Source organism: Gibbsiella quercinecans (assembly GCF_002291425.1).
GTDB lineage: Bacteria > Pseudomonadota > Gammaproteobacteria > Enterobacterales > Enterobacteriaceae > Gibbsiella > Gibbsiella quercinecans.
This window is the reverse complement of record NZ_CP014136.1, coordinates 578903-604419: the sequence shown is the minus strand read 5'-3', so window position 1 is coordinate 604419 and position 25517 is coordinate 578903. Positions and strand designations below refer to the sequence as shown.

At 51.6% G+C, this 25517-nt stretch carries 24 protein-coding genes, 2 tRNA genes and 1 pseudogene; 11 read left to right on the top strand and 16 right to left on the bottom strand.

Translation table 11 applies throughout. From position 1 onward, the window contains the following. The first annotated feature begins 88 nt into the window (after positions 1-88). Positions 89-538, top strand: a complete 450-nt coding sequence (locus ACN28Q_RS02865) for an aldehyde dehydrogenase family protein (protein WP_268992143.1) — start codon at positions 89-91, stop codon at positions 536-538. A gap of 520 nt (positions 539-1058) precedes the next feature. Beyond that, positions 1059-1829 carry a YdcF family protein gene (locus tag ACN28Q_RS02860; protein ID WP_095844949.1) on the top strand — a complete coding sequence of 257 codons (771 nt, stop codon included), beginning with the start codon at positions 1059-1061 and terminating at the stop codon, positions 1827-1829. A 372-nt stretch (positions 1830-2201) separates the two neighbouring features. Here the strand turns inward: ACN28Q_RS02860 and ACN28Q_RS02855 are convergent, their stop codons facing one another. Next, a complete protein-coding gene (locus ACN28Q_RS02855; protein WP_165907014.1) occupies positions 2202-2345 on the bottom strand; it encodes a hypothetical protein in 144 nt (47 codons plus the stop codon). Between the two features lie 90 nt (positions 2346-2435). On the opposite strand from ACN28Q_RS02855, the gene ACN28Q_RS02850 reads away from it, so the two are divergent. After that, positions 2436-3248, top strand: coding sequence for an SDR family NAD(P)-dependent oxidoreductase (locus ACN28Q_RS02850; RefSeq protein ID WP_165907013.1), 813 nt, complete (start codon positions 2436-2438; stop codon positions 3246-3248). 212 nt (positions 3249-3460) lie between these two features. Here the strand turns inward: ACN28Q_RS02850 and ACN28Q_RS02845 are convergent, their stop codons facing one another. Next, complete coding sequence (locus ACN28Q_RS02845) at positions 3461-3592, bottom strand: AraC family transcriptional regulator N-terminal domain-containing protein (RefSeq protein ID WP_413541286.1); 132 nt, start codon at positions 3590-3592, stop codon at positions 3461-3463. A gap of 356 nt (positions 3593-3948) precedes the next feature. On the opposite strand from ACN28Q_RS02845, the pseudogene ACN28Q_RS02840 reads away from it, so the two are divergent. Beyond that, positions 3949-4961, top strand: a pseudogene (locus tag ACN28Q_RS02840) (MFS transporter); the annotation flags it as partial. 336 nt (positions 4962-5297) lie between these two features. Here ACN28Q_RS02840 and ACN28Q_RS02835 read toward each other — a convergent pair. Then, a complete protein-coding gene (locus ACN28Q_RS02835; protein WP_095844945.1) occupies positions 5298-6143 on the bottom strand; it encodes an MBL fold metallo-hydrolase in 846 nt (281 codons plus the stop codon). Positions 6144-6206: 63 nt separating this feature from the next. Next, on the bottom strand, positions 6207-7397 hold the full coding sequence (locus ACN28Q_RS02830) for an MFS transporter (RefSeq protein ID WP_095844944.1): 1191 nt from the start codon (positions 7395-7397) through the stop codon (positions 6207-6209). A 215-nt stretch (positions 7398-7612) separates the two neighbouring features. Here ACN28Q_RS02830 and ACN28Q_RS02825 point away from each other — a divergent pair, with 215 nt between their 5' ends. Next, entirely contained in the window at positions 7613-8557 is a 945-nt protein-coding gene (locus tag ACN28Q_RS02825; RefSeq protein WP_095844943.1) for a LysR family transcriptional regulator, read from the top strand. Between the two features lie 520 nt (positions 8558-9077). On the opposite strand, the gene ACN28Q_RS02820 is transcribed toward ACN28Q_RS02825, so the two are convergent. After that, entirely contained in the window at positions 9078-9923 is an 846-nt protein-coding gene (locus ACN28Q_RS02820; protein ID WP_095844942.1) for a helix-turn-helix domain-containing protein, read from the bottom strand. 477 nt (positions 9924-10400) lie between these two features. Between ACN28Q_RS02820 and ACN28Q_RS02815 the strand changes: the two genes are divergently transcribed. Then, on the top strand, positions 10401-11801 hold the full coding sequence (locus ACN28Q_RS02815; protein WP_095844941.1) for an MFS transporter: 1401 nt from the start codon (positions 10401-10403) through the stop codon (positions 11799-11801). Between the two features lie 183 nt (positions 11802-11984). On the opposite strand, the gene ACN28Q_RS02810 is transcribed toward ACN28Q_RS02815, so the two are convergent. The 3 genes from ACN28Q_RS02810 to mtfA all read right to left on the bottom strand — a co-directional run bounded on the left by ACN28Q_RS02810 (position 11985) and on the right by mtfA (position 13468). Then, positions 11985-12272, bottom strand: coding sequence for an Arm DNA-binding domain-containing protein (locus ACN28Q_RS02810; protein ID WP_095844940.1), 288 nt, complete (start codon positions 12270-12272; stop codon positions 11985-11987). A gap of 229 nt (positions 12273-12501) precedes the next feature. Beyond that, positions 12502-12577, bottom strand: a tRNA-Asn gene (locus tag ACN28Q_RS02805). A gap of 117 nt (positions 12578-12694) precedes the next feature. Continuing rightward, on the bottom strand, positions 12695-13468 hold the full coding sequence (gene mtfA, locus ACN28Q_RS02800; RefSeq protein WP_095844939.1) for a DgsA anti-repressor MtfA: 774 nt from the start codon (positions 13466-13468) through the stop codon (positions 12695-12697). Between the two features lie 93 nt (positions 13469-13561). On the opposite strand from mtfA, the gene ACN28Q_RS02795 reads away from it, so the two are divergent. Then, positions 13562-13651, top strand: a tRNA-Ser gene (locus tag ACN28Q_RS02795). 307 nt (positions 13652-13958) lie between these two features. After that, positions 13959-14348, top strand: coding sequence for a DUF4260 domain-containing protein (locus tag ACN28Q_RS02790; protein ID WP_095844938.1), 390 nt, complete (start codon positions 13959-13961; stop codon positions 14346-14348). 293 nt (positions 14349-14641) lie between these two features. Here the strand turns inward: ACN28Q_RS02790 and yjiA are convergent, their stop codons facing one another. The 4 genes from yjiA to ACN28Q_RS02770 all read right to left on the bottom strand — a co-directional run bounded on the left by yjiA (position 14642) and on the right by ACN28Q_RS02770 (position 19255). Continuing rightward, positions 14642-15613: a GTPase gene (gene yjiA / locus ACN28Q_RS02785; RefSeq protein WP_095844937.1), complete on the bottom strand. Its 972-nt coding sequence runs from the start codon at positions 15611-15613 to the stop codon at positions 14642-14644. Positions 15614-15631: 18 nt separating this feature from the next. Beyond that, a complete protein-coding gene (locus ACN28Q_RS02780) occupies positions 15632-15835 on the bottom strand; it encodes a YbdD/YjiX family protein (protein WP_004953088.1) in 204 nt (67 codons plus the stop codon). Positions 15836-15900: 65 nt separating this feature from the next. Then, positions 15901-18051, bottom strand: a complete 2151-nt coding sequence (locus tag ACN28Q_RS02775) for a carbon starvation CstA family protein (RefSeq protein WP_095844936.1) — start codon at positions 18049-18051, stop codon at positions 15901-15903. A gap of 283 nt (positions 18052-18334) precedes the next feature. Beyond that, positions 18335-19255 carry a Kdo(2)-lipid IV(A) acyltransferase gene (locus tag ACN28Q_RS02770; RefSeq protein WP_095844935.1) on the bottom strand — a complete coding sequence of 307 codons (921 nt, stop codon included), beginning with the start codon at positions 19253-19255 and terminating at the stop codon, positions 18335-18337. A gap of 516 nt (positions 19256-19771) precedes the next feature. Between ACN28Q_RS02770 and ACN28Q_RS02765 the strand changes: the two genes are divergently transcribed. After that, the gene (locus tag ACN28Q_RS02765) at positions 19772-20179 is read left to right on the top strand and encodes a YidB family protein (protein WP_095844934.1); all 408 of its coding nucleotides are present in this window, start codon (positions 19772-19774) and stop codon (positions 20177-20179) included. Positions 20180-20215: 36 nt separating this feature from the next. Here the strand turns inward: ACN28Q_RS02765 and ACN28Q_RS02760 are convergent, their stop codons facing one another. Together ACN28Q_RS02760 and ACN28Q_RS02755 are read right to left on the bottom strand one after the other, a co-directional pair. Then, a complete protein-coding gene (locus ACN28Q_RS02760; protein WP_095844933.1) occupies positions 20216-21226 on the bottom strand; it encodes an NAD(P)H-quinone oxidoreductase in 1011 nt (336 codons plus the stop codon). Between the two features lie 149 nt (positions 21227-21375). Next, positions 21376-21585 (bottom strand): hypothetical protein, encoded by a 210-nt coding sequence (locus tag ACN28Q_RS02755; protein ID WP_095844932.1) that lies wholly within the window; start codon positions 21583-21585, stop codon positions 21376-21378. Between the two features lie 384 nt (positions 21586-21969). Here ACN28Q_RS02755 and cspE point away from each other — a divergent pair, with 384 nt between their 5' ends. Then, entirely contained in the window at positions 21970-22182 is a 213-nt protein-coding gene (gene cspE / locus ACN28Q_RS02750) for a transcription antiterminator/RNA stability regulator CspE (RefSeq protein WP_095844931.1), read from the top strand. Positions 22183-22506: 324 nt separating this feature from the next. Beyond that, the gene (gene dsrB, locus ACN28Q_RS02745) at positions 22507-22707 is read left to right on the top strand and encodes a protein DsrB (RefSeq protein ID WP_095844930.1); all 201 of its coding nucleotides are present in this window, start codon (positions 22507-22509) and stop codon (positions 22705-22707) included. Positions 22708-22909: 202 nt separating this feature from the next. Here the strand turns inward: dsrB and rcsA are convergent, their stop codons facing one another. Both rcsA and ACN28Q_RS02735 read right to left on the bottom strand, forming a co-directional pair. Continuing rightward, positions 22910-23539 (bottom strand): transcriptional regulator RcsA, encoded by a 630-nt coding sequence (gene rcsA, locus ACN28Q_RS02740; protein WP_095844929.1) that lies wholly within the window; start codon positions 23537-23539, stop codon positions 22910-22912. 475 nt (positions 23540-24014) lie between these two features. Continuing rightward, positions 24015-25427 carry a pyridoxal phosphate-dependent decarboxylase family protein gene (locus tag ACN28Q_RS02735; RefSeq protein ID WP_095844928.1) on the bottom strand — a complete coding sequence of 471 codons (1413 nt, stop codon included), beginning with the start codon at positions 25425-25427 and terminating at the stop codon, positions 24015-24017. Between the last annotated feature and the right edge of the window lie 90 nt (positions 25428-25517).

Here is a 25517-nt window from a genome sequence, read left to right as displayed (position 1 = left end):
TGCCGGAAAACCGATCTCTGACTGTGAGAATTTCGATCTCCCAGGCGTTGTGAATAACGTGTGCTGGTAAGCCGAGGCTATCGATAAAGTGTTTGGCAAAGTGTCGCCGACAGGTGAAGGCAACCTGGGGTTAATCGTGCGCGAACCGGTCGGGGTGGTCGGCATGGTATTGCCGTGGAATTTCCCGGCGGCAACGCTTTCCTGGAAGATTTCCCCGGCACTGGCTGCAGGTAACTCCATTGTGGTGAAACCGGCCGAACTGGCTTCGCTGTCGACACTGCGTATTGGCGAGCTGGCTCTGGAAGCGGGGATCCCCGCCGGCGTGGAAGTCAGCGATGCGATGGTGCATGGAGGCCCTTATCCGGCAACTTCCGACGCGCGTGGAACATCGGTAGGAACACTGGCAATCGATCGTTTTCTGCGCCCGGTGTGTTATCAGAACTATCCACCTGTGTTGCTGCCGGTAGCGTTAAAACCGGAGAATCCGTTGAAGCTGCTGCGGCTAGTGAATTGTGTTTATAGTCGGGAACGTGGATGAGATTAAAGTACTTGAATTATATCAGGAAAAAGTAAGAAAAAAACACAGGAGCCGCCAAGAAGGCGGTTCCTTACCATAGGCGGTCTTGCTCGGTAACGTTGGACACACCTTCACGAGGTTTCTTTCCTCAAATTGTATCGGTCCCAACCCGCCATTGGCACGATGCCGTCGATGTCGGTTGCAATCAATTTCGTTGTAATCCATTCAATGTACCCGAATACCACTTTTTCATACCCTCCCGCTCGGCGAGCTGGCGTTTAAGGTGGGCATTTCCCGTGGCCAGTTGTTGCTCACGCTCAGAAGCTGTGCTTTGCTGGCGTATATTGATTACGTGATGTCTTTTTCATGGATTTTGCTTGCGTCATGGTTCAGGTTGTTAACGGCTTTACTCGTTTAACAACGTGTCCACTCTTCGTGGGTAAGATCATTTCCTGTAACTTATTGATATGGGTATTGGCTATCGCTCGACATCGGTTGTTTTAGGGGGGGGATTCCCAGAGCGACAAAGAAAGAGGTCGTTATGAATTTATCTAGTGGCGTAATCCATGATCTGAATATGCTGGCTGATTGGCTTTCACCTGACGAACTGGCTGCTGCTGAAAGTATCAGCCCGGATCTGCTAATCCTGGCAGGCCATGCGATCATGCCTAATATTACCGGCGCTATGCGGTTTATTGCTGAAACCGGGATTCCGGTACTTTTTAGTGGGGGTATAGGGCATTCGACGGCGCTTCTGCGGCAGGCAGTTAAAAATAATCCCCTGACCACTGCCATTGAAATCGAAGATAAAAGTGAAGCGGAGATCCTTGCGGATATTGCCGAGCGAATTTTCGCCATACCGAAAAATAAGATTTTTATTGAGAATCAATCAACCAACTGTGGTCAAAACGCTGATTTCAGTAGGGAGCTGATATTGCAGCATAATTTGGCGCCATCAACGATCATCCTTGTGCAAGATCCCCTGATGCAGCGCAGGACTTATGAATCTTTCGAATTCAGTTGGAAGAAGAAAAATATTGCGGGGCGTTTTATTAACTGGCCGGTTTTTAAACCCCATTTAATCATGGCCGGTAACAAGCCGATTATTACTGGTGCGCAATTTTGCGGCGTATGGGCGCTTAATCGCTACATTTCAATGATATTAGGTGAGGTGAAACGTCTTCGTGATGATGTGTCTGGTTACGGCCCATTAGGGGCAGGATTCATAGGCCATGTTGATGTTCCTGAAGAAATAGAGTGTGCGTGGCAGCGTCTCATCGGAGATAGCAAACTGGCAGAAATCGTTCGCTAACGGATCGCCTGATGGTATTACGTCATCGCGCTGACAGGAATAGGTTGAAATCAGTATCTACTGGTAAAAACGAAATAGAACCAGCTTTACCCGTACTTTTACCAGCACAGTTATGCAGCTTGAGTGGGTTTTAACCGGCGGGTGTAGACGTGGGGGAAGGAATAGCCCATTGATGAAAAGCAAAAAACCAGACGCCCGTAGGTATCTGGTTTCTCTAAAATGGCCCCTGACGGGACCTGAATCCAAGCCTTAACCAATTGATGAAAGTAAGAACGCATATTCAGCCGCAATTGGATGGGGGGAATGTCAGATTATAATTAATCCCACGCTAAAGATGTTTAGTGAATTAGTGGTTTTTTTCGTTAGTGTTATTTATGTATATTTTGTCTGGAATGGGACGGTACCGTTGCTGCTCATTGAGTATGCGCCAACTTCTTTTTTCACGGCCGCATCGAGCAGCGCGCTGCGAAGGTTGCCGTGGTGATAAGCACCTGCTTTCTTGGTCAGTCTTCCCATGGAAACCACATCTATCTTGACATTGTATAGACTACAATCTAAAAATCATTTAGATATAAGCACCCATTTGTCATCTGTGAGCCCATGACCATGAACAGCCAGAACCCCGTAGAAAATCCTGTCGTGCTCATCACGGGCGCGAGTTCCGGAATCGGTCGGGAGATGGCTCGGCAGCTTGCAGCCCGCCATTGCGACCTTGTTCTCGTCGGTCGACGCCGGCCAGAGCTTGATCAGCTTGCGGGCACTTTGCGCACCGAGCACAGCATCCAGGTTCATGCAATCGCGGTCGACCTGGGAAATGCGGGCGCGGCAGCCCAACTCTACGACGAAGTGAAACACCTTGGCATCGTTGTTGATTGGCTCATCAACAACGCGGGTGTAGGGCTCTATGGTAACCACGCCGCGCTTGATAGCGCAGAGCTGGAGAGCATGCTGCAGCTGAATGTCGTCACGGTATCGGCTCTCTGCCGTCTGTTCGGTGCCGATATGCTGGCCCGGCGTTCGGGGAAGATTTTGAACATCGCTTCGACGGCCGCCTATCAACCCTCACCATATTTCGCAGCTTATGGCGCCTCTAAATCCTTTGTCCTGAACTTCTCCGAAGCTATTGCGAAGGAGTTTGAAGACCATGGCGTCAGCGTAAGCTGCCTGTCACCAGGTCCTACGGCCACTGGCTTCTTCCGCGCCGTGGATGCGCAGGGCATCACCACCGGTCATTTCCAAAATCGGGACGAGCCCGCTGACGTTGCGAAACAGGGCATCGAGCTGATGCTTCGCGGCGGCCTCTCCAAGATCGTAGGCAGGAAGAATTTCTTGCGCGCGCTGTCGACACGGTTTGCCCCTCGCCGCGTCGTGGCCAACATCTCCAAGCGCGTATTGGCGGCCGGTCACACGAATACCTAACGCGCCAGAGAAGCGGGACTGCTCCTGCTTCATCTGGCCAGGCACTTCATAAACTCCCCCTTTTTTCCACTTCATAAGTTGCTTCTGATATTGAATGGGCGTCATCGACGTTACTGCTTTGAACTGGCGATGAAAGGCGGAAGGGCTCAGACTAGCTTCGGCGGCCATGTCGGCAATCCGGAGCAGTTTGGAGAACTGTTCTCACAACTGGCCTATCGTGCTTGTGGCCTGGTCCCAGCGGTCATGGCGATAATCATGCCTCCCGCAGGGCCAACAAGCAGCCAATAGCTCAGTTCTTGAATCAGCAGTGGAGCGAGAATCTGAATGGCTTGGGGCCGATCCATTCTGTCCGCCATCGATCGCACCACCGCTGGGGCTGGCACATCTCTGGTCGGTCGAGTTGGGGAAGGATGTGATCTTTCCAGCATGGCGTTTGCCCATTGACTGACAGAAAGCACATGAATCGCGCCACCCCGAGGCGGCACTTGCCGGGAGGTGTTTTAACCGGGTCGATAGCCCTTACGGAAAACCCTCCCAGCGCGGTTGTCGGACACATTCTCAATCCGACAGCGATTTTCTGGCAGTCCAGCATCATTCATGGGTAGATCCTAAAGGGTATGTAAGAGTTGAGCCTACACGGACGGCACGCCTCATCGCTTGAGGAGGATAACCATACAGACGAATGAATGCGCGACGCATTGCAATCGGCTCGGTACTGGCGGCCATTCCATTGACCATCGCCACCCGCGGCTGGCGGCGACGCAATGTGCTGCTGCTCACAATTATCGGCTTTTTAGTGTTCAACTCCATCACCGCGCTGTCGTCGAATTACTGGCTCACGTTGATTGCGCGCTTTCTTGCCGGCGTCGCAGCCGGCCTGGCCTGGAGTCTGCTGGCGGGTTATGCAAGGCGCATGGTGCAGCCCCATCAACAGGGCCGGGCGATGGCGATCGCGATGGTCGGCACGCCTGTTGCTCTGTCTCTGGGGGTACCTGGATGGGCGGCGTCATAGGCTGGCGAAGTGCGTTCGGCGTCATGTCCGCGTTGACTCTTGTGCTCATCGTTTGGGTACTGACCAGGGTACCTGATTACCCTGGCCAGTCCGGGCGCGAACGCATGGCATTACGCAAGGTGCTCATCACGCCGGGTGTGCGTCCGGTGCTCGCCACGGTCATGGCCTGGATGTTAGCCCACAACATCCTCTATACCTATGTCGCCCCGTTCGTGGCGCAGGCTGGGCTGCTTGACCGGGTCGACGTGGTGTTGCTTGTTTTCGGTATTGCCGCGCTGCTGGGGATCGGGATTACCGGTCGGCTGGTGGAGCGCCACTTGCGCAGCACTGTCCTGGTCAGCTTGGCCACGTTCCTCATCGTATCGCTGCTTTTCGTCTGGTTGGCTACTGTCCCGGCGGCCGTCTACATAGGCGTGGCAGTTTGGGGGTTGACCTTCGGTGGTGCGGCGACCCTACTGCAGACCGCTCTGGCGGATGCTGCCGGCAATGGTGCCGACGTGGCGCTGTCGATGAATGTTGTGGCATGGAACAGCGTGATTGCTGGCGGCGGTGTTCTGGGCGGCGTGCTTCTGGATCGCTGGGGGGCGCGCACTTTCCCCTGGGCGCTGGCCGTGTTGCTGGTGATTGGCTTGCTCATCGCATGGTCGGCCAGGGCGCACGGATTTCGTCCCGGCCCGCGCACAAGCAGCACCGGACACTGAACTGACGGTACATCAGCCGAGTTTCAGGAATACCTCTTTCTTCTTTCACCCTCCATTCCACAAAGGATTTCATTGTTATGTTCAAACCTGTTGTCAACAAGCTCATTCTCGGAGCCAGCGTACAAGCTGGTCACCCATTTCAGCGGTGGCAAGCAATTTGATTTGGTGGCACACGACATCGGGGTCTGGAACACCTACCCGATGCTGGTCCGGCACCAGGACGACATCCGCCGGGTGGTATATATGGAGCCCGTTCAGTTGGCGTCAGCCCAGAGGCCTTCGAAAAGGCCTCTTCATGAAAACAGAAAGCGCCTGTGGCCATGGGGCACCCTGGGACTATGCTGGGTTGTGCTGATGCAAGGTATACCCACCCTCACAGCAGTCGCGGATCTTCCCCATTCCCATCACATGCGGGCCAGCGACAAGCGTGTCTTCGGTTGCCAACCTGACCAGTAACTGTAAGCGGGTAGCCAGTGCCTGAGGAGGATCCATATCGAACCCGATACTCCATTGCGGATACCGTAGCTGGAGTAACGTCGAATGGATAACATCTCCCCAGATGAGTAAACGCTGGTTGCCATCGGTGATTTCAATGCCGCTATGACCGGGTGTATGACCATGCAGCGGCACCAGATGTACCCCCGGCATCACTTCTCCAGTCGCGGCAACCGCCTTCACCGAGCCTTCATAAGCCTGCAGCACCGACGCTATCAGAGAAAAAAGCCCCGATTCTGCCAGATGCGGATAGTGTTCCTGCGAAGACGCACTGGTCCAGAAGGCTAACTCTTCCTGTGAAATAAACAGTGTGGCCTGAGGATAGAGTGGTGTGCCGTCTTCGTTAATTAACCCTCCGATATGGTCCTCATGCAGATGGGACAAAATGATCCCCCCGACCTGAGCCAGCGTGAAGCCCGCTTTTTGCAGTGCCGCCGGTGCCTTGCCAAATCGCGGGCCCAGTTCCCGGCCGCAACCCGCGTCAATCAGCCAAAGCTGATCCCCCTTTTTCAGCGCAAAGGCGTTGATGGGTTCAGGCGATGGACCGACAGCAGGCAGTCCCACGCTTTTGAACAGGGTTTCCCCTTCTTCGGATTTGGCGGCAGGGATAAAATCCGTGTCGCAGAGAAATATCCCATCAAGCAATGTCATGAGTGTAAATTCACCAATCTGATGTTCTTCAATCATATTAAGCTCCTGTGGTATCAAAAAACGGGTGTGTGGCAGGTGTGCCTGCGGGTATTTGTGTATTTAATGTTTTGGAATACGGATGGATTGCAGACACATAGCCAGGAGAGAGAACGCTGCCGACATTATCATTACTGCGGTCCATCCCCCATGTTCCCAGGCAACGCTGGCAGCGGCGGAACCGGCCGCGCCGAAAGCGAACTGTGCCGCCATGAACACGGTATTAAAACGGCCACGGGCACTTCCGGCCGCGGCAAGAACAATCGTCTGATGACTGATCAGAGAAATTTGCAGACCAGTAGTCATAAGGATCACGCCGATGCCCAGCCCGATAAGGTTTTGCAACGGGATCATCAGAAGGAAACTGGCAACGACCAGAATAACGCCAAGACGTACGGCGCCCTGTGGACCTCGTTTACCCGCGATACGACCGCAAAAAGGAGCCAGCGCAGCTCCAGCAAGCGCCACTATCCCGAACAGACCAGCAATACCGCTGTTCAGCCCAAAACGGGGCGTCTGGAGTAGCAGGGCCAAAATCGTCCAGAATGCACTGAAGCCAAAGAACAGCAGGCTTTGCGTCAGTGCCGCTTTCCTGAGAACAGGCTCGGAGCGTGCCAGTACAAACAGTGAACTGAGTAATTTGAGGTAGGGGAGCCGCGAATCCGACTGGCTCCGCGGCAGCTTTACTGCAAGGCAAGCCATCATCAGCACAGACAGCACGGCCCCCAGCAGGAATACAGAACGCCAGCCGTACCAGGCACCCACAAAACCACCGACGGTTCTCGCAACCAGCACGCCCACCAGAAGTCCGCTGGTAATCGTTGCCAGAGCTCGTTCACGCTGGGGGGAGGATGTGAGCCCGGCTGCGTGTGGGATCATCTGTTGAGCGATGGTGGCAAACATGCCGATCAGCACGGAGGAGAATGCAAGGCTGTATAATCCGGGGGAAAGGCTTGCGGCAACCATCGCTAACGCCAGTCCCAGGCACTGGAACAGTATCAGCGTACGTCGCTCCATCTTATCGCCAAGCGGCACAAGCAGGATGAGGCCCAGGGCATAGCCGATTTGAGTGGTTGTGGCAACCAGACCGGAGGCGGTGCCGAAATCATCAGCAATCATGCCCAGCAGAGGCTGATTGTAATACTGGCTACCTACGGCGATCCCTGTCGCTGCGGACATTATCAATACCAACCCATGGCTGAGAACGCGACCATTCGGCAATTTTCCGGCGGCGTTATAGCGTGAATCCGTCATGATGCGGGCGCCTGATAAATGAAGCCGAATCCCGAAGACGAAAATACAGTAATTACATGAAATTTAAGCATATAAACTCCTTGCGTCCGACAGGGGACGGGATAAATTGTCATGGGAGGAAAACCGGATTTGTTAACAGTCGGGCGATGGCGAAATATTGACAGATTGATTTATATCTGGGAAATTGATAATAGGAATATAAACTATCTCTAAAAATGATGAAAACACCAACCCTCCGAAGTCTTGACCTGAATCTCCTTTATGCCTTTTCCATCCTGATGGAAGAGCTGAACGTTAGCCGTGCGGCAGAGCGGATGTTTATTGGTCAGCCGGGACTCTCCAGCGCTCTTGGCCGTTTGCGGGAAGCGCTTGGTGATGAACTGTTTATCCGGGTGGGACGCAGGTTACAACCTACCCCGCGTGCTCTGGCGATTGCGCCCGATATCGCCAGAGCTTTGGCCACTATCGAGCGTACGGTACAACTGCCGGACGCCTTTGAGCCGGCCACCTGGAAAGGGGAATTTCGGGTAGGATTATGCGATAACCTGGAGATGGCTTTCTTCGGCGCATTAACGGCACGTGTTCGCGAACTGGCACCGCATGCGCGAGTGGTGGCGGTTGCCGCGACTAAGCGTGATTCGGTACAACTGCTGGAGGAAGGGGCTTATGATTTCAGTGTTGCCGTGCACGATAAGCCTGCATCGTGGCATATCCGCCAGCCGCTGTTTGATCAGCATTTGAAGTGTCTTTATGATCCCCGACGGCTGAAACTGACGTTGCCTCTCAGCATTAATGAGTATGCCAGCCAGCAGCACATCATCGTGTCATCCGTGGGCAACGATGCAAGAGATATTGATGTCTTTCTGGAACACGCAGGAATAAAGCGGGAGGTGGTTGCCAGTGTATCGCGTTATTCAGCTGTTGGTCCGGTATTACAGGCCGTATCGGCGATAGCTACCGTTCCGGAGACTGTGGCGCATTGTATGGCGCGACTGTATGGACTGAGTGTCATTTCAGCACCTCTCGATCTTCCGGTTGAGCCGATCTCGATGCTTTATCGTAGAGTTGATGAAGCAAAGGGAGACTCGGCCTGGTTTCGGCAACTATTCATTGACGTCGCTGCGCAGGCTTTAAAACTCTCAGGTTGTAAATCTGAGTGACACATCTGACGTTCCACGGCATCATGCGAACACAGGCCAGACTCCATCTGGACATTACAGGCCATTGCCCTGAATTACCGATCCACTACACGTCAATGGCAGCGTGAAGGCGTGGTGATGTTAAATCCGGATAAGCCAACAAAACGCATCAGAAAAAGCAGCCTGAAAACTCATTAAGGGTGACAACTTCGTTGACAGCTACCGCGCACACGGCGCTGGGGTATCGCTCGCCACGGGAATTTATACGCAGGAAGTTATTGCAACCGTAAGAGAGAAAAAACGTCTTGATATATAGGATCAAATGCGGGCAGCATCTAACTATGATAATTATTCAGCGTATAACCCGCACTTTATAATAAAATCACTATCGACAAACTTATAGACTACAATTTAAAAAATAGAAAATCCAACGGAACCAATGAAATAAGCTCAAATGGAACATATCCCCAATTTAAATAAAACGCAGAATTCTGGTCGATACAAATACATTCATTATAATGTAACCATTGGATTTTCTGTACTATACACGATTCATTACTGCCTTCAAAAGTTGCAGATCAACTTCATTTTGAGGGTAGTAAATATTTAATCTGCTACTGGAATAGCCACTAAAATTCCACCACAACTGTTTATCTAATGAAATTAATCCTAGTTCAGCATGATCATATATATACGATAGTTCTTCTGGGTGCAATACGGTATTATCAGTCCATGCTTTATCGAAAACATGCGACAGTTCTCTAAAATCATCAGTTTTTTGTTTTAGCACTTTATCATCAGGTCGCGTAGCCAGAGTCTCTCTAAGAAACCCTGCCATCCTTGTTAGTTGCAGTTCCAATTTTTCATCATCTTTGATACACAATAGTCTTTGCCATGAAGGATTATTAATCGTTAGGTAAAGGTAATTTTTTTCGCTGGCTGGAAGTGAGTCAAAACTAAAACCAACCATATGACTAAATGCATAATTACATGTAACAATATCTAGATAATCGTTCATTAATAGAGCGGGAAATGGATTTAGATGTAATAAAAGCTGAGATGTATGCTCGGATATAGTACAGCAAGGTTGTTTGTTAGTTCGTGCCTGGGGTAAAATTAAATTGCATATATATTCGTATTCTGATTCGGTAAGTCGCAAGGTCCTCGAAATAGATATGAGTACTTGTGATGATATACCAGTTACTTGGCCACGCTCAATTTTGCTATACCAGATTGTACTAATACCTGAAAAATATGCCACATCCTCTCTTCTCAAACCTTTAGTTCTACTTCTGATTGGCTTCACCAAACCAATCTCTTCAGGAGATATGCTTTCTCTTTTCGTTCTTAGGAAATCGCCCACCAACTTTAGATTATTTTCATTCATTGATTAACCTATACAATTTATACGTGTCTAGCCTGTTACTTGTACGATATAAAACAAAGGTCAAAATGTCCATGTTCTATTAGAGACGAACTATAGGGGTTTTTGGTGTATGGACAAAAAGAACGTGTGTGAAAAAAATTTTTCTTTTAAAAATCATATAGTAAAAAAGGGAAAACACTATCAAAACAACCAGTATTGGGGAAGTCATTCAGTAAAACCCTGCTCCAAATGCAAAGCAGTTAAGTATCGGGGTACAGACAGAATGGAGATATTGATGCTCAGCAGTACCTTTCATGCATGTCCACAGCATGAGGTCGACCAAATCACATCCTCAAGGCGGAGGTTGATAACCTATGATACCAAAGACTGTAACATGTGTTCCCAGAACAGGGGAAAATTAGTCAGACACTATTATGCTTTATATACCTCAGACTTAACTATAGCTCATTAAAAAATGGCCAAAGTGGAATTAATTCAATGTTAAGTAAAACTAAAGAACTGTCGTCATTTGGTGTATTGCTCCTTGTCGCAGGACAGATACTGCCTCAAATAAATTTCTCAATAGTTAATGTTGCACTTGACGTAATTGGTAAAGCATTAAAAACAGATGCGACAGGACTTGTTTTGATTGTTTCGCTATATGGATTAAGCTTCGCAGCTCTAATTGCTACAGGAGGCCGACTAGGAGATAAGTACGGAAGAAAACGCCTTTTTATGATTGGTACGGCAGGTTTTTGTATTGCATCAGCGATTTGTGGGTTTGCCACTGATATTATCTCTATGCTATCAGGACGTTTGCTCCAAGGTTTTTTTGCCGCACTTTTATTACCGCAAATACTAGCTACAATCCACACAACATTGGAAGGGGAGCGCCACCGGTACGCGGTAGGTCTTTATACGGCGATTGCAGGTCTTTCTGTCGTTATTGGCCAAGTTGTTGGAGGCTGGTTAGTTTCCGCCAACTTATGGGGCTTAGGATGGCGAATTGCTTTTTTTATTAACATACCTATTGGCGTAATTATATTTACAGCTTGTTATTTTGTTATCCCAGAAACGAAATCAGATGAAGAGCAATATATGGATATGGGGGGGGGTGTATTACTGATTTTGTGTCTGTCATTTATAATGATACCTGTATCTTTAGGGAAACATTGGCCCGAATTATGGTGGTTATTGCTAGGCGCACTGCCTTGCGGGATTTTATTATGGAAGGTAGAAAAGTTACATGAACTCGCAGGCCGCAAGGCAATTTTACCACCATCCCTTTTCAAAACACCAATGGTCATAAATGGTTTTGTAAGTGAAATGGCAGTTACCTTTTCCTACCCTGGATATCTATTTATCACAGCCTTATGTTTGCAAAGCAAGTTAGGTTTCACACCGTTTGAATCAGGAAATACATTTATTGCACTCGGAACAATGTTTTTTATAGGTTCAATACTCAGTAAGCCGTTGAGCCAACGGATTGGAGATGTCAAATCATATTCTATAGGGGCAATTCTTACAGTTATAGGATTTTTAGGCACAGTCTATTTATTTCATAAGTTTAAATTTGACTTAAGGTTTTATAATTTATGGGTAGCTACAGGCGTGGTAGGCTTAGGTAACTCGATAATGTTAACCTCCGCTTACAGACTTGCATTATCGCGGGTTGGGAAACATCATGCCAGTGAAGCAAGTAGTGCTTTAGCAACAGTACAGCAGGGCTGTTTTGCGTTAGGGACAGCATTTGCTGGCGCAATCTATTCGTTTACATTATCTCAAGGATATTTAAACGCAATTACAATATCAATCAGTATTTTGTCGTTATTGGTCATATTGGCAGGCGTCCTTATGTATATCAAAAGCAATCGATATACATCAGCGACGTCTAAATAAATTCTTGCATTGATGCTTCACTTCTCATCATGCGAGGCAACACTGGTGGGATATCATGTCATGTAAGAGGAACACTATCATGCGAAACTATTTAATAATATTTACCTAACCAGATAATCATAGTGCCCAAATATTACTGATGGGCACTATGATTATTACCGAGGCTAACGATTATTATTACTATTAAATAGCTGCGCCAAATAGTAGACCCCTTTGAGGGAACTCAGCCCTGATTGATCCTTGTGCCAACAAAGCCGAAGCCTGATCTCTTGCCTGTCTGGCTTCACGTAATGTCATCTCAGGGTATTGGCCCAGGGACATTCGCTTTTGTTTTCCGCACCAGTAATAGCGGAAATGCCAGGATTTTCCACCCTTTGGCGCGACGGCAAGTGAAAGGCCAGTATCATCAGGGAGGGTATAGGATTTACCGGTTGCTTTGGCCCGGCGGACTGCGGTATCGGAAAGTGCCATAATCGTCGCTCCTGGTTACAGGTCAGAGCTGGATTCTGGTTTCCGGCCGCAAAGACTAAAAGCAAGAATGCGAACACAATCCACCCGCTTGTCCGATGGACTTAAAAATGGACTTGAAAGTATCGGATTTAGGTGGATTTCAGGGGACGTCAGTAGAACGTAGAAGAAGGGATTTCACCCTTCTTTCAATGACCTGTGGATATCAGTAGACATCAACAGAACAAGAATTTGGCTCCCCTGACTGGACTCGAACCAGTGACATACGGATTAACAGTCCGCCGTTCTACCGACTGAACTACAGAGGAATTGTGTGAACGGGGCGCATCATATCCAGCCCCCCGAAGAGTGTCAACGCAAAATTGGCAAATTCAGCGCGACTGCTCAGCATCTGAACAATGCGCGTATGGTGAGCTGCGCCAGGATTAATTATCGCCCAGGCTGCACTGTATACGTGCCAGCGGATCCTGCTTGTAGAAACGGCTGAAATGCTGGTACAGGGCAGGGAAGCGGTTGGCCAGCAACTCTGGCGCACTGAAAAAATACTCCGACAGCACGGCAAAGCATTCGGCGGGATCGGAAGCGGCATAGGCATCCATACTGGTTGCCTCTTCACCCACCATATCAATCTCTTCCTGCAGATTATCCATCGCGGCGTGCAGATCGTGCTCCCAGGCCGCGACATCGCGCATCGGGATGGGGGGGATGCCGGTGGCAATGCCGCCGTTGCGCATATCCAGCTTGTGGGCGGCTTCGTGGATCACCAGATTAAAACCGGAGAGATCAAACGAGTCTTGCACATCTTGCCAGTTGAGTACGATCGGCCCTTGTTCCCAGCTTTGGCCCGACTGAACCACCGGCCCTGTGTGCACCAGGCCGATGTCGTCTTGCCATTCGTCCTCAACAACAAAAGGCGAAGGGTAAAGCAGAATTTCGTTGAAGCCATCCAGGCATTCAGCCCCGAGCTCCATCACCGGCAAGGCGAACAGCAGGGCGATGCGTACCTGCATTTGCGATGTCAGCGCCAGGCCTTGTAACGGCACAATACGTTTGTTTTGCATTAATTGGCTGGCAACGGCAATTAACCGCCGCTGTTCTTGTTCACTCAACAGAGACAGCAGGGGGATTGCCAGGGCATCCTGCCAAGAGGCAAGCATTTCCGCTTGCGGTTGGTTCGCTTTCCACGGCCATTTAATCATCGTGTTGCTCGTAAAGTCGTCACTTGAACATTCGGCTGGGGGGCTTTCTCTACAAAAGTGCCGTAAAATGGTGCATGATAGCAAGCACTTATTGGAGAGATGCCGGAGCGGCTGAACGGGACGGTCTCGAAAACCGTTGAAGGGGCAACCCTTCCGAGGGTTCAAATCCCTCTCTCTCCGCCATTATTCAATCACTTACGCGCCAACTTTTCTGTGATCAACCACCCACCTAGAATATAACTGCAGCTAAACACGCTACTGATTTTCCTTTTTTAGCATTGGATTATCCTGTTATGGGGTAACGTTGACCTTCCGGGCATACAGCAAAACTTTTCTTGCAATTTTATGCCTGCTGAATGGCTGATTATCTCTGCGTGATCCTTCATAGTGTGAATGGCTGGGAGTGAACATGTCGCTCTAGCCATTCATTCAAGCCGATACCGCTATGCTGCGCGGTTTAACTTAGGTGTGAGGCGTCAGGAGAAACTTCATGGCAGGTGCAGCATCAGGCGGTGTGCGGGTCTTGCTCCGCGTCGAGGGATTATGCGTTTTTGTGGTCAGTCTGCTGGCCTATGCAAAGTTCGGTGGTGGCTGGGGCATCTTTGCTTTGTTCTTTTTTGCGCCAGATTTATCTTTCTGCGGTTACTTGGCAGGTTCAAGGATTGGCGCGGTGTCGTACAATTTCGCGCATTCTTTCATCGGTGCCCTGGCGATATTAGCAGCGGGTATTCTTTTGTCGATACCCATGGCGGTGACTGCCGGCATTATATGGGTGGCCCACATCGGCTTTGACCGTGCGCTAGGCTATGGCCTTAAATATTCCACAGGTTTTGGCGTGACACATTTGGGGCTCATTGGTCGTGTGCGATCTGGCACCTGACAACCGGGCCTGATTAGTGCACTGATACGGCCAAACGTTATCCAGTGTTAACAACGCATGGTTGTTTCAGAACGCCTTATCCGGCAATTAAACCATTCTCGTTATTCACTACACTCGACAGATATCATTCATAAAACGAGGGGAAAATAACGAGTACTTATATTGTAAACATGGATCATCCTGCCGGAACAGGATATTCAAGAGTGGGAACCTTTGTTTGGTCATCTGGCTGAATTATCCCGCTACGGGCCTGAACAAATATCCCATGCCAGCAACACCATGCTGTTGCCGCTTTACTGAAGCACGTTCAGCCCGGCAAAGCCCTCGCGGATCTCGTTTTCCGGCAGGTTGATACCGATAAACACCAGGGTGCTTTTTTTCTCTTCATCCGGCGCCCATTCGCGATCCCAGTCGGCGTTATACAGGCGCTGAACGCCCTGGAATAGCAGGCGGCGCGGCTCGTCTTCAATCCAGAGAATGCCTTTGTAACGCAGCAGGCTATCGGCGTATTGCAACAGCAGGTTTTGCATCAGATCGGAAATTTGCCCCAGTGCCGCCGGGCGATCGAGATACACCACAATCGACTGGATGTTATTTTGCGGTTGTGGGATCAGGCGGAAGGCTGGCGTGGCGATGTTAAGGCGGTCGTTCAGAATAAAGCCTTCCACGTTGAATAATACCGCCAGATCAATCTGGCCGTGGGTTACGTCGTAAATCGGTGCGCGTGCATTCATCCGTTGCAGGCGCTGGCGCAGTGCTTCGCATTCATGCGGCGGTGCAACGTCCGTTTTGGTTAACAAAATGCGATCGGCATAGCCCACCTGCGCCTGCGCGATGCTGAATTGATCGAGTTGCTGTTGGCCGTGAACGGCATCTACCAGAGTGATAATCCCGTCGAGCAGGAAACGTTCGCAGATCACCTCATGTGCGAAAAACGTTTGGGCGATCGGCCCGGGATCGGCCATGCCGGTGCATTCAATGATCAACCGGTCAAACGCCAACTGGCCGTTATCAATGCCGTTGAGCAGATCCAGCAGCGCATCGGCCAGTTCATTGGCGCGGCTACAGCAAATGCAGCCGTTGCTCAGGGTGGTGATACGGCTGGCGCGATCGCCGAGCAGCGCATCGTCGATCGGCACCTCGCCGAATTCGTTTTCAATAACCGCAATTTTGTAGCCGTGTTCTTCGTTCAGAATATAGCGTAGCAGGGTGGTTTTCCCGGCGCCGAGAAAGCCGGTTAGTAGGGTAACTGCAATGGGTTTCATCGTTTATCCTTATTCGGCCTAGCAGCAACGCATGCCGCCTTTGCCGTCGCCGCCGTAACGCGCCTGCTGGCGCTCACGGAAGAATTCTTTGTAGGTCATCACCGGTTTGTCCGGGTGGTTATCTTTCATGTGTTGCACATAGGTATCGTAGTCAGGCACGCCAACCAGCATGCGCGCCGCCTGCCCTAAATACTTCCCGGCCTGGCCAAGGTTTCCAAACATCTTCCTTCTCCCAATGTACCCTGCATAACTTACCTTCATTATGCAGGGTATCGGTTAAATCACCATTAGTGCGAGGACGAAACTTTGACGCCGCCCTCAGGAACCGGCACATATGGCGTTTCTTTGTCGGTGCGCTCTGGGGCTTTGTGCGCCTTCAGCGCAGTCTGGATGCCGTAGAAGATGATGCTGTAAACCACCACCAGGAACAGGATGCTTAAGCCAGCATTGGTGTAGTTGTTAACCACGATATGCTGCATATTGGCAATCTGCTGGGCGCTCAGATCGCCGCCTTCGGCGATTTTGCGCTTGTATTCGTTAGCCAGATAGAAGAAGCCTTCCAGCTGCGGGTTGTCGCTAAACAGCTTCAGCCCCAGCGCCCAGGTGGTGCAGATCAGCAGCCAAATGGCCGGTGCTACCGTCACCCAAATATATTTGGTGCGTTTCATCTTGATCAGCACCACGGTGCCCAATACCAGCGCGACGGCGGCCAGCATCTGGTTGGAGATGCCGAACAGCGGCCACAGGCTTTTCACCCCGCCGAGCGGATCGACCACACCCTGGTACAGCAGGTAACCCCACAGCCCAACGCAGCCGGCGGTGCCGACAACGCCGGCAACCAGCGAGTCGGTTTTTTTCAGGAATGGCACAAAGTTTCCTAACAGATCTTGCAGCATAAAGCGGCCGGAACGGGTGCCGGCGTCCAGCGCCGTCAGGATGAACAGGGCCTCAAACAGGATACCGAAGTGGTACCAGAAGCCCATATCCGCCGCTGGAATGATTTGGTGGAACACATGCGCGATGCCCACCGCCAGCGTTGGCGCGCCGCCGGCGCGGTTCAGCACCGAGGGTTCGCCGATATCTTTGGCGGTTTGCAGGATTTGTTCCGGGCTGATGACAAAGCCCCAACTGCTGATGGTTGCCGCCGCATGGGTGGTAACATCCTTCAGCGAAGCCATGATCATTGGCGCGTCTTCGGTGCCCAGCTTATGCAGATCGGGCATGGTAATGCCGAGCGCGGCCGGCGGGGTATTCATCGCGAAATACAGCCCTGGCTCAATGATAGAGGCAGCCACCAGCGCCATCACCGCGACGAAGGATTCCATCAACATGGCGCCGTAGCCGATAAAGCGCGCGTCGGTTTCGTTGGCCAGCAGTTTTGGCGTGGTGCCGGAAGCGATCAGCGCATGGAAACCGGAAACCGCGCCGCAGGCGATGGTGATAAACAGGAAGGGGAACAGCGTGCCTTTCCATACCGGGCCGGTGCCGTCAATAAACTGGGTGACCGCCGGCATTTTCAGCTCTGGGTTAAGGATCAGAATGCCGATCGCCAGCCCGACGATAACGCCGATTTTCAGGAAGGTCGCCAGATAATCGCGTGGCGCCAGGATCAGCCATACCGGCAACAGCGCAGAGATAAACGCGTAACCGATCAGCGTGAAGGTAATGGTGGTGTCTTTGAACGTCAGTGCCGGGCCCCAGTAAGGATCGTGCGCAATGACGCCGCCGAACCAAATTGAGGCAACCAGTAGCAGAATGCCGATCACCGACACTTCCCCCACGCGCCCGGGCCGGATATAGCGCATATAGATGCCCATAAACAGGGCGATCGGCACCGTTGAGCAAACGGTGAATACCCCCCATGGGCTTTCCGCCAAGGCTTTAACCACGATCAGCGCCAGCACCGCTAGGATAATAATCATGATCAGGAAGCAGCCAAACAGGGCAATGGTGCCGGGGATCGGCCCCATTTCTTCCTTGATGATCTCGCCGAGCGAAGCGCCGTTACGGCGTGAAGAAATAAACAGTACGATAAAGTCCTGTACCGCCCCGGCTAACACCACGCCGCCGAGCAGCCACAGCGTGCCGGGCAGGTAGCCCACCTGCGCGGCCAGAACTGGGCCAACCAGCGGGCCGGCGCCGGCGATCGCGGCGAAGTGGTGGCCGAACAGCACATTGCGGTTGGTTGGCACGTAGTTCAGGCCGTCATTATTAACCACGGCCGGCGTTGCGCGGTTGGCATCCAGCTTCATCACCTTGGTGGCGATATACAAGCTGTAATAGCGGTATGCCACCAGGTACACCGCGATGGAGGCGACGATAATCCATAGCGCACTGATGTGCTCGCCGCGCCGTAGGGCTACCACGCCCAGGCAGGCCGCACCAATGACCCCTAATATCATCCACGGGACATGTTTTAAAATTCCATCTCTTTTCATGAGACACCTTTAATTATTTGAGCTGTAAATTTTGCTGCAACATCCAGCCAGGGGGCCGGTGGGGTTCGCAGCAGGGAGAAGAGGTACGCCATCATCGCAACCACGGATACGGCAAGGCAGCGGATTATCAGTGAGTGGTTACATGGGGCGCTAAGCGGTTGGTTTTTCGCCGTGAGTGGCGTGGCTGTTTTTGCCCGGCGTGTTTGCAAGAAAGCGAGTGAGGGGGTGACGATGCCGGGTGCCGCTATAAACCGCGGCACCACGCGCTATTGCGGGGCACAGCCTAGTACAACGAAAGCTCGCCTTCCGGCCGCGTTTTGAAGCGGCGGTGCAGCCACATATATTGGTCAGTGGCCAGCAACACCTGTTCTTCCACTACGCGGTTCATATACGCGGCAGCCTGGGTTTCATCATTCAGCGGGAACTGTTGCAACGGCGGCTGCACAATCAGCTCATAGCCTTTGGCGTGCGGTAAACGGCGCGGCACAAAGGGCACGATGGCAGGGCGAGCCATGCGCGCCAGAATATAGGTGCCGGTTGTTGTTGCGGCCTTCTCGACGGCAAAGAAGGGCACAAACACGCTGCTCTGGGGGCCGTAGTCGTGATCCGGTGCATACCAGAGGATTTCGCCCTGTTTCAGGCAGCGAATCATGCGTTTCACATCCTTGCGGTCAATCATGTATTTGTTTGAACGCAACCGCCCCCAGGTTTGTACCCACTCCATCAGCTTATTATTGTGCGGGCGGTGTACGCCGATGCCGGGGTTTTGCATGCCAAAAATACGCGCGCCCAGTTCCAGCGTCAGGAAATGCAGCCCGATCAATAAAACGCCGTTGCCGTTCTGGCGGGCCTGGTGCATATTCTCCATCCCGCTGACCTGGAACCAGCGAGCAATCCGCCAGTCGGGCCAGAACCAGGCCATGCCAACCTCAAACAGCCCCATACCCACGGATTCGAAGTTCTTGACGAGCAGCGCCTCGCGCTCTTGCACCGGCATATCCGGGAAGCAGAGCGCCAGATTACGCCGGGCTATTTTTAGCCGGCGTGGCATAAAGTGCATGGCAATTCGCCCCAGCCAATGGCCCAGGCGATAAATGACCGGGTAGGGAAGCAAGACTAAAAGATAAAGTACGCCAAGGCCCAACCATAGCAGCCAGTAACGGGGGTGTAGAAAAGCGCGATCAAACGTGGGGGATAATAACATTTCCTTTAACCTTCCTGGTATTTTGGTGCTGACCCTCAACCTGAATAGCGTATTTAGCCTAACATAACCCTATTTTTGTTGTGTATTTTTTCCCAGTGTTGCCATTGCCGTATATTTTGGCCAGCACTTGCAGAGGAATATCTGGCTAAAAAATACACGCTACAGCGCGCCATAAATAATACTCACCCGCAACCATTATTTTGTATATATATTCCACGTTGTTATTGTGCCAATAAGAATTGATATAGCCTAAAGTGGGTTGAATTACCGTTCTACCATTTAAAGTAGGGCGGGATAAACACCTTTGCGCGGCGGTACCTATGGGGGCGCTCATAGCAAGTCTATCGCCAGAAGGATAAACAATCGCTAACATAGCTGCGATTAATGCCATTGGCTGTTGTTTTCGGTATAACAGCAAGGGTGTATCAGGATGCCAGCGGCGTGCTTTTACTACGGCGCTGGTTGTGGTGAGGGAATATCGCACGGCTGCGGCTGGCGATCGGAAAGAGAATTATTATGGGTTTGTTAGATGGCGCCCTGGGTGGCGTATTAGGTAATGTGCTGAATGACGTTTTGAAAAACCAGGGCAGCGAAGGGGGCATCGATATTGCCGCCATTATGCAATGGGTTCAGCAACAAGGGGGGCTGCAGGCGATATTGAATAAGCTACAGCAAGGGCAACTGGGCGAAATCGTCGGTTCCTGGCTGGGCAACGGGGAAAACCAGGCGATCACCGGTAACCTGGTGCAGCAGGCGCTGGGCAGCGATGCCATTGCGCAACTGGCGAACAAGCTGGGGGTTGAACCGGCTCAGGCGTCTGACACGCTGGCGCAATGGCTGCCGCTGTTGACAGATAAAGCCTCGGTGGATGGTGAAGTGAAGCATGATGATTTGGCCAACACGGTCGACAAACTGTTCCGCTAACCGGTTGCTCCCGTAGCCTGGCTACGGGAGTTCAGGTTACTCAAGCACCAGCATGATCTTGCCAATGTGCGCGCTGCTTTCCATCAGCGCGTGAGCGGCTGCGGCCTGTTCCAGCGGGAAGGTTTGGAATATCTGTGGTTTCAGCGCGCCGCGTTCCATCATCGGCCACACTTTTTGCCGCAGGTCGGCGGCAATCTGCGCTTTGTCTTCCACACTGCGCGGCCGCAGGGTGGAGCCGCTGTGCGTCAGGCGTTTAACCAACATCGGCATCAGGTTCAGTTCTTTGGCGATGCCGTTTTGCGTGCCGATTTGCACGATGCGCCCGTCCATCGCCGCCGCCTGGTAGTTTTTGGCGACGTAGTCCCCGGCGATTAAATCGACGATCACGTTCGCGCCTTTGCCATCGGTGGCCAGCCGGGTTTGCTCAACAAAATCCGCCGTACGGTAGTTGATGGCCACATCCGCCCCCAGAGCCAGGCTGGCCTGGCGTTTTTCTTCCGAGCCGACGGTGGTGATCACCCGGGCGCAAAAGGCCTTCGCTAGCATGGTTGCCACCGTGCCAATGCCGGAAGTGCCGCCGTGAATCAACACGGTTTCCCCTGCTTTCAGGTGGCCGCGTTGGAACACATTAACCCAAACGGTAAAAAAGGTTTCCGGGATGGCGGCGGCTTCAAGCAGGCTAAAGCCCTGCGGCACCGGCAGGGCATTGCTTTCATGCACCTTGCAGTATTCGGCGTAGCCGCCCCCGGCAATCAGCGCGCAAACCTGTTCGCCAATGGCATAGCGGGTGGCGCCGGGGCCGATGGCGACCACAACGCCGGCGATCTCCAGCCCCGGAATGTCGGAAGCGCCTGGCGGTGGCGCATACTGGCCGCGGCGCTGCAAGACATCAGGGCGATTAACGCCCGCCGCCGCAACCCGCACAAGAATTTCCCCCTGTGCCAGCGTGGGCAGCGGGCGTTCCGTCATTACCAATACGTCAGGTTCACCTGGCTGGCGGATTTCGATGGCTTTCATGGTGACGGGCAATGACGCATCATTCGGCATACCGTTTCCTCATCGTGATGGTTTGGGCTATTCAGCGCACCGGCTGAAATTGCCGGCTGTTAATGGTGTTGCCAGCTTACAGAAATCCCCGATGAGGGAATGATCAGGAAGAGCGGTTTTTATTGGCCGATAGGAGGATAGGGGGGCGATCAGTCGTTAGGGGGAATGCGCAAGCCTTTTAGAGAAACGATGAAATATTTTTTGCCTTTGGTGATTTTGGCGCCTTTATCACACCATTGGCTGGCCAGTTGAAAGAAATCATCGCTGCCGATGTCGTAGGCCAGTTCGATTTTTTTGGCTACGCCAGCGCGAATCAGGTTTTCTGCTTCCTGGTGGCTTGCCGCTTTAATCGTCGTCATATACAAAATCCTTGGAGTTGCACCGCTAGGAATAACTGTTCGTGATTATAAGGCGGCTGTATGTCAGTTATGTGACAGCAGAGTGACAGGCGTAACGGGTGCTGCATTGCGCACCAGAAGAGACAAACTCTGTACAGTTGGCCGGCCTTTTTCGCTCTTGGCAACGAAAAGAGTTGCTATTCATTGGTGAGCGTGCGTTAATGTCCTTGGCCTGTGGTACAGACCTATTTATGCACGACATCTTGATTAAAGTGGTTCAAATTTAAAGCGTTATCCTCGATAGCACTTCATCTGACGAATTTCTTTCTAGTGCCTCCATAAGTAACTGATGACCGGCTATAACATGCCCATGGTGGCTTAAATTTTATATCGAAGGAAATTATTATGTCTAACCTGATCAAAGGTCAAGTGAAGTGGTTCAACGAGTCTAAAGGTTTTGGTTTCATCACGCCTGCAGACGGCAGCAAAGACGTGTTCGTACACTTCTCTGCAATCCAGGATCAAGGCTTTAAAACGCTGGCAGAAGGCCAAAACGTACAGTTCTCTATCGAGAACGGCGCTAAAGGTCCTTCAGCGGCTAACGTTACCGCTATCTAATCAGCTCTGCTGATTAACAAGAACCCGCTAAGGCGGGTTTTTTTATGCCTGTTTTTCGGGCAAAAAAAAGCCCGCAAGCCGGCGGGCGAAATTTCCTTGTTACTTCTTCTTTATTAACAGGCACTTCTCTGGGGGGAAGCACCTTGGGGAAAGAGCTTACTCGTTGTGCGATCAGGATTCCGTGATTAAAACGTTAAGGAAGTGAAAATGTTAACGAGCTGAAACTAAGCGCTCGCCCGCTGAACGCTTTCTCTCGGCGGCAACGGTATATTTTCCCCGCTATTCTGTAATACACTGGCGGGCCTGTTGCTAATGAGGTAAATCATGAAGGTTAACGATCGGGTTTCGATAAAGACTGACGGTGGTCCGCGGCGTGAAGGTGTGGTGCTGGAGGTTGAAGAGTTCAGTGAAGGGATAATGTATCTGGTTGCATTGGAGAACTATCCAGAGGGTGTTTGGTTTTTCAACGAGATTGATAGCCACGACGGCACCTTTGTTGAGCCGGTTTCCCCTACTGATAAATAACGATTTTACCCGCCTGTGCCGGTTCGTGCCGGCCATTTTCACGCATGCATAGTAAATACTGCGCTAATTATAGGTTGTGTAGGGTTTGGGTATATTAAAAATACAAACGCCCGCCGCGCTTTACCGCTCTTTGATCGCGGGGCGCTGGCCACACTCATCAATAAGCTGGGAAAATGCGTTCTGTAGGCGACTTTTGGCTTGGCTAGCGGCTGTTAACAAATATACCGCTCGTCAATGTATCGGTTAAACGCACCACATGATAGATAATCTGTTTGTTATGCGTTTTAATTTTTCTTTTTATATTGCCTTTGTGGGATGAAACCGTTTTGGCTTTAATTTGCATCTGATCTGATATCTGAATGGTATCTTGCCCAGACATCCACATACGCAACATATTTGATTCGGTTTGGCTTAGCGTGACTGGCGTTTGATCTAGCGGTACTTTTTCGCTGCGTGAAGGCTTGCCTTCCAGGTAGTGCCTGAGAAGCAGGTTCATAGTTTCTGGCTTGATCGATTTTGATGAGATAATGACATTATTACGCACGTACAGATAATCATTAAAATGTACGTTGGTTATCGCCATAAAAATAAAAAACAACGTGTTGGGGTGAAGAGAGATAATGTGTTTTATTCTTTCGGTCGCGTTGGCCTCATGTATAAAACAGTCTTCGTTAATAAATACCAGCGTGGGTTTGTGGCTATTGCATTTCTCATGCAGTTCATCAATATCAACAATGGCATTGATGTGCTTTTTTTTTACCCCGTGCGCGGCCAGATAATCTGTTAAGCCCCGTCGGGTATAACTGCAAGAATCCATAATGATTGTTGGCATGTTATTCCCCCCCATTTAAATCCATTTTACTGCGGCTATATGACAAAATGGCGATAAAAAAATAAAACAAAAAGTATGTTATAGGAGTGTTCTATCAACAAATGCATGCGTACTCAACGATATTTTATTGATAATTGTAGTTGAATGCTGAATTTGTAAGCTTATCTTAAGTAATGCTGATGATTTTGAGGACGGCGTTTTTCTGCGGCAACGCCCGGCTGCCGCGTGATAGCCATTCATGTTACTGGTCTATGTCAGTCCCTCGGCTTGCAGCCTGGCGTGCTTTATTTTTACTTATGGGAAAATTCTTAAAAAAAATTCATGATTTCCTTTTCTGTACTACCCAGTTTCTCTATGGTATGGCACCGGTGGTGTAAATGAAATGTTGTTTTTTGATTAACCTATTGCGGACCAGGCTGCCATTTGCCGCCTTTCGGTTACGCTAAATTGAACAGCGGAACTCCGCTGCTGGTCATTAGGCTTCCTGGCGGCAGGTGCGTATTGCGTCAAGCGCGATCTGGATATCGTGTTCCCCCGTCAGCCAATTAACCAGCGCAGCGCGGATGCCGGGCTGGCCGTGGTAAGCGGTGGGGGTACAACGTACCGCCCCATGGCGGTCAAGGCGGGTGAGAAAACGGTCACGGGCGGCCACGGCATCGCCTTGCACTCCCTCAAGGGCGAAGCAGATGATATTCAGGTTAACCGGGGCCAGCAGGCGAAAGCCGGGGCTGGCCGCCAGCGCTTCACCCAGCTGTTGTGCCAGGCCGACGTTGCGTTCAATGATGTCCCGTATTCCGCTACGCCCATAGGCTTTAAACGCCATCCACAGCGGCAGGGCACGGAAACGGCGAGAGTTCTCTGGCGTCAGGTGCAGGTAGTTATCCGGGCGCAGCTCGGCCGCCTCCAGATAGCTGGCGTGGTTGTTGAACACCTGCATCTGCACTTCCAGGTGGCGGGTTAACTGAATGGCGCTGTCATAAGGTACGTTAAGCCATTTATGGGCATCGACGGTGATCGAGTCAGCCTGCTGCCAACCCGCCAACAGGTGAGCATAGCGTTCGGAGCCGGCGGCGATACCGCCGAACGCGGCATCAACATGCAGCCAGAATGGGTAGCGTTCCCGCAGTGCAAGCAGGGCCGGCAGGTTGTCAAAGGCGGCGGTATTTACCGTGCCGCCGCTGGCCAATACCAACGTGGGCAGCCCGTTGCCTGCGGCCAGATGGCGCTCCAGCGCCACCGGATCGATAGCTTCGCTGTTGGGCAGGGTAGCAACGATCGTCAGCGCTTCGCGGCCAATCCCCAGCATGCTGAGCGCTTTAACGCTGCTGGAGTGCGGGTTGGCAGAGAAAACTTGTAGGGGGCCGAGCGCCCACAGGCCTTGCCGGGCAACGTCGATGCCGCGCTGTAGGCCCAACCACTGGCGGCCGATAGCGAGGCCGGTAAAGTTGGCCATGGTCGCGCCGCTGACAAAACTGCCGGTGAACGCCGCCGGCAGCCCCAATAACGCCTTTAGCTGTTCAATGGTCGCCAGTTCAACGGCTGCGGCAATCGTGTCATGGCTTAGCTGGCTATTCTGGTCGGTTGCACTAACCAACCAGTCGGCTGCCAGTGCCGCCGGGGTGCTGCCGCCGGTCACAAAGCCGAAGTAACGTGGGCCGGCGCTGCCGGACAACCCTGCTGCATAGCGTTGCCAGAAGTGTGCCAGTGCCGCTAACGCACCTTCGCCGTTTTCAGCCAGCGACCCCTCCTCTGCCTGTAGCTGCTGCCGTTCAGGCGCTGGGCATACCGGGCGGGTGGCGATATTGGCCAGGAATTCTTGCGCCAACGTGCAGGTATATTCAAGAATTTGTGGTAGTTGGTCTAAATCCTGCTGTAAACGTGGGTGCATAAGGCGCTCCGATAATCAATGATGCCCCACCATAATGTCTTTACTGCGGCGCGAAAATCGATAATAAATAACCTTTATGGTTAACAGGGC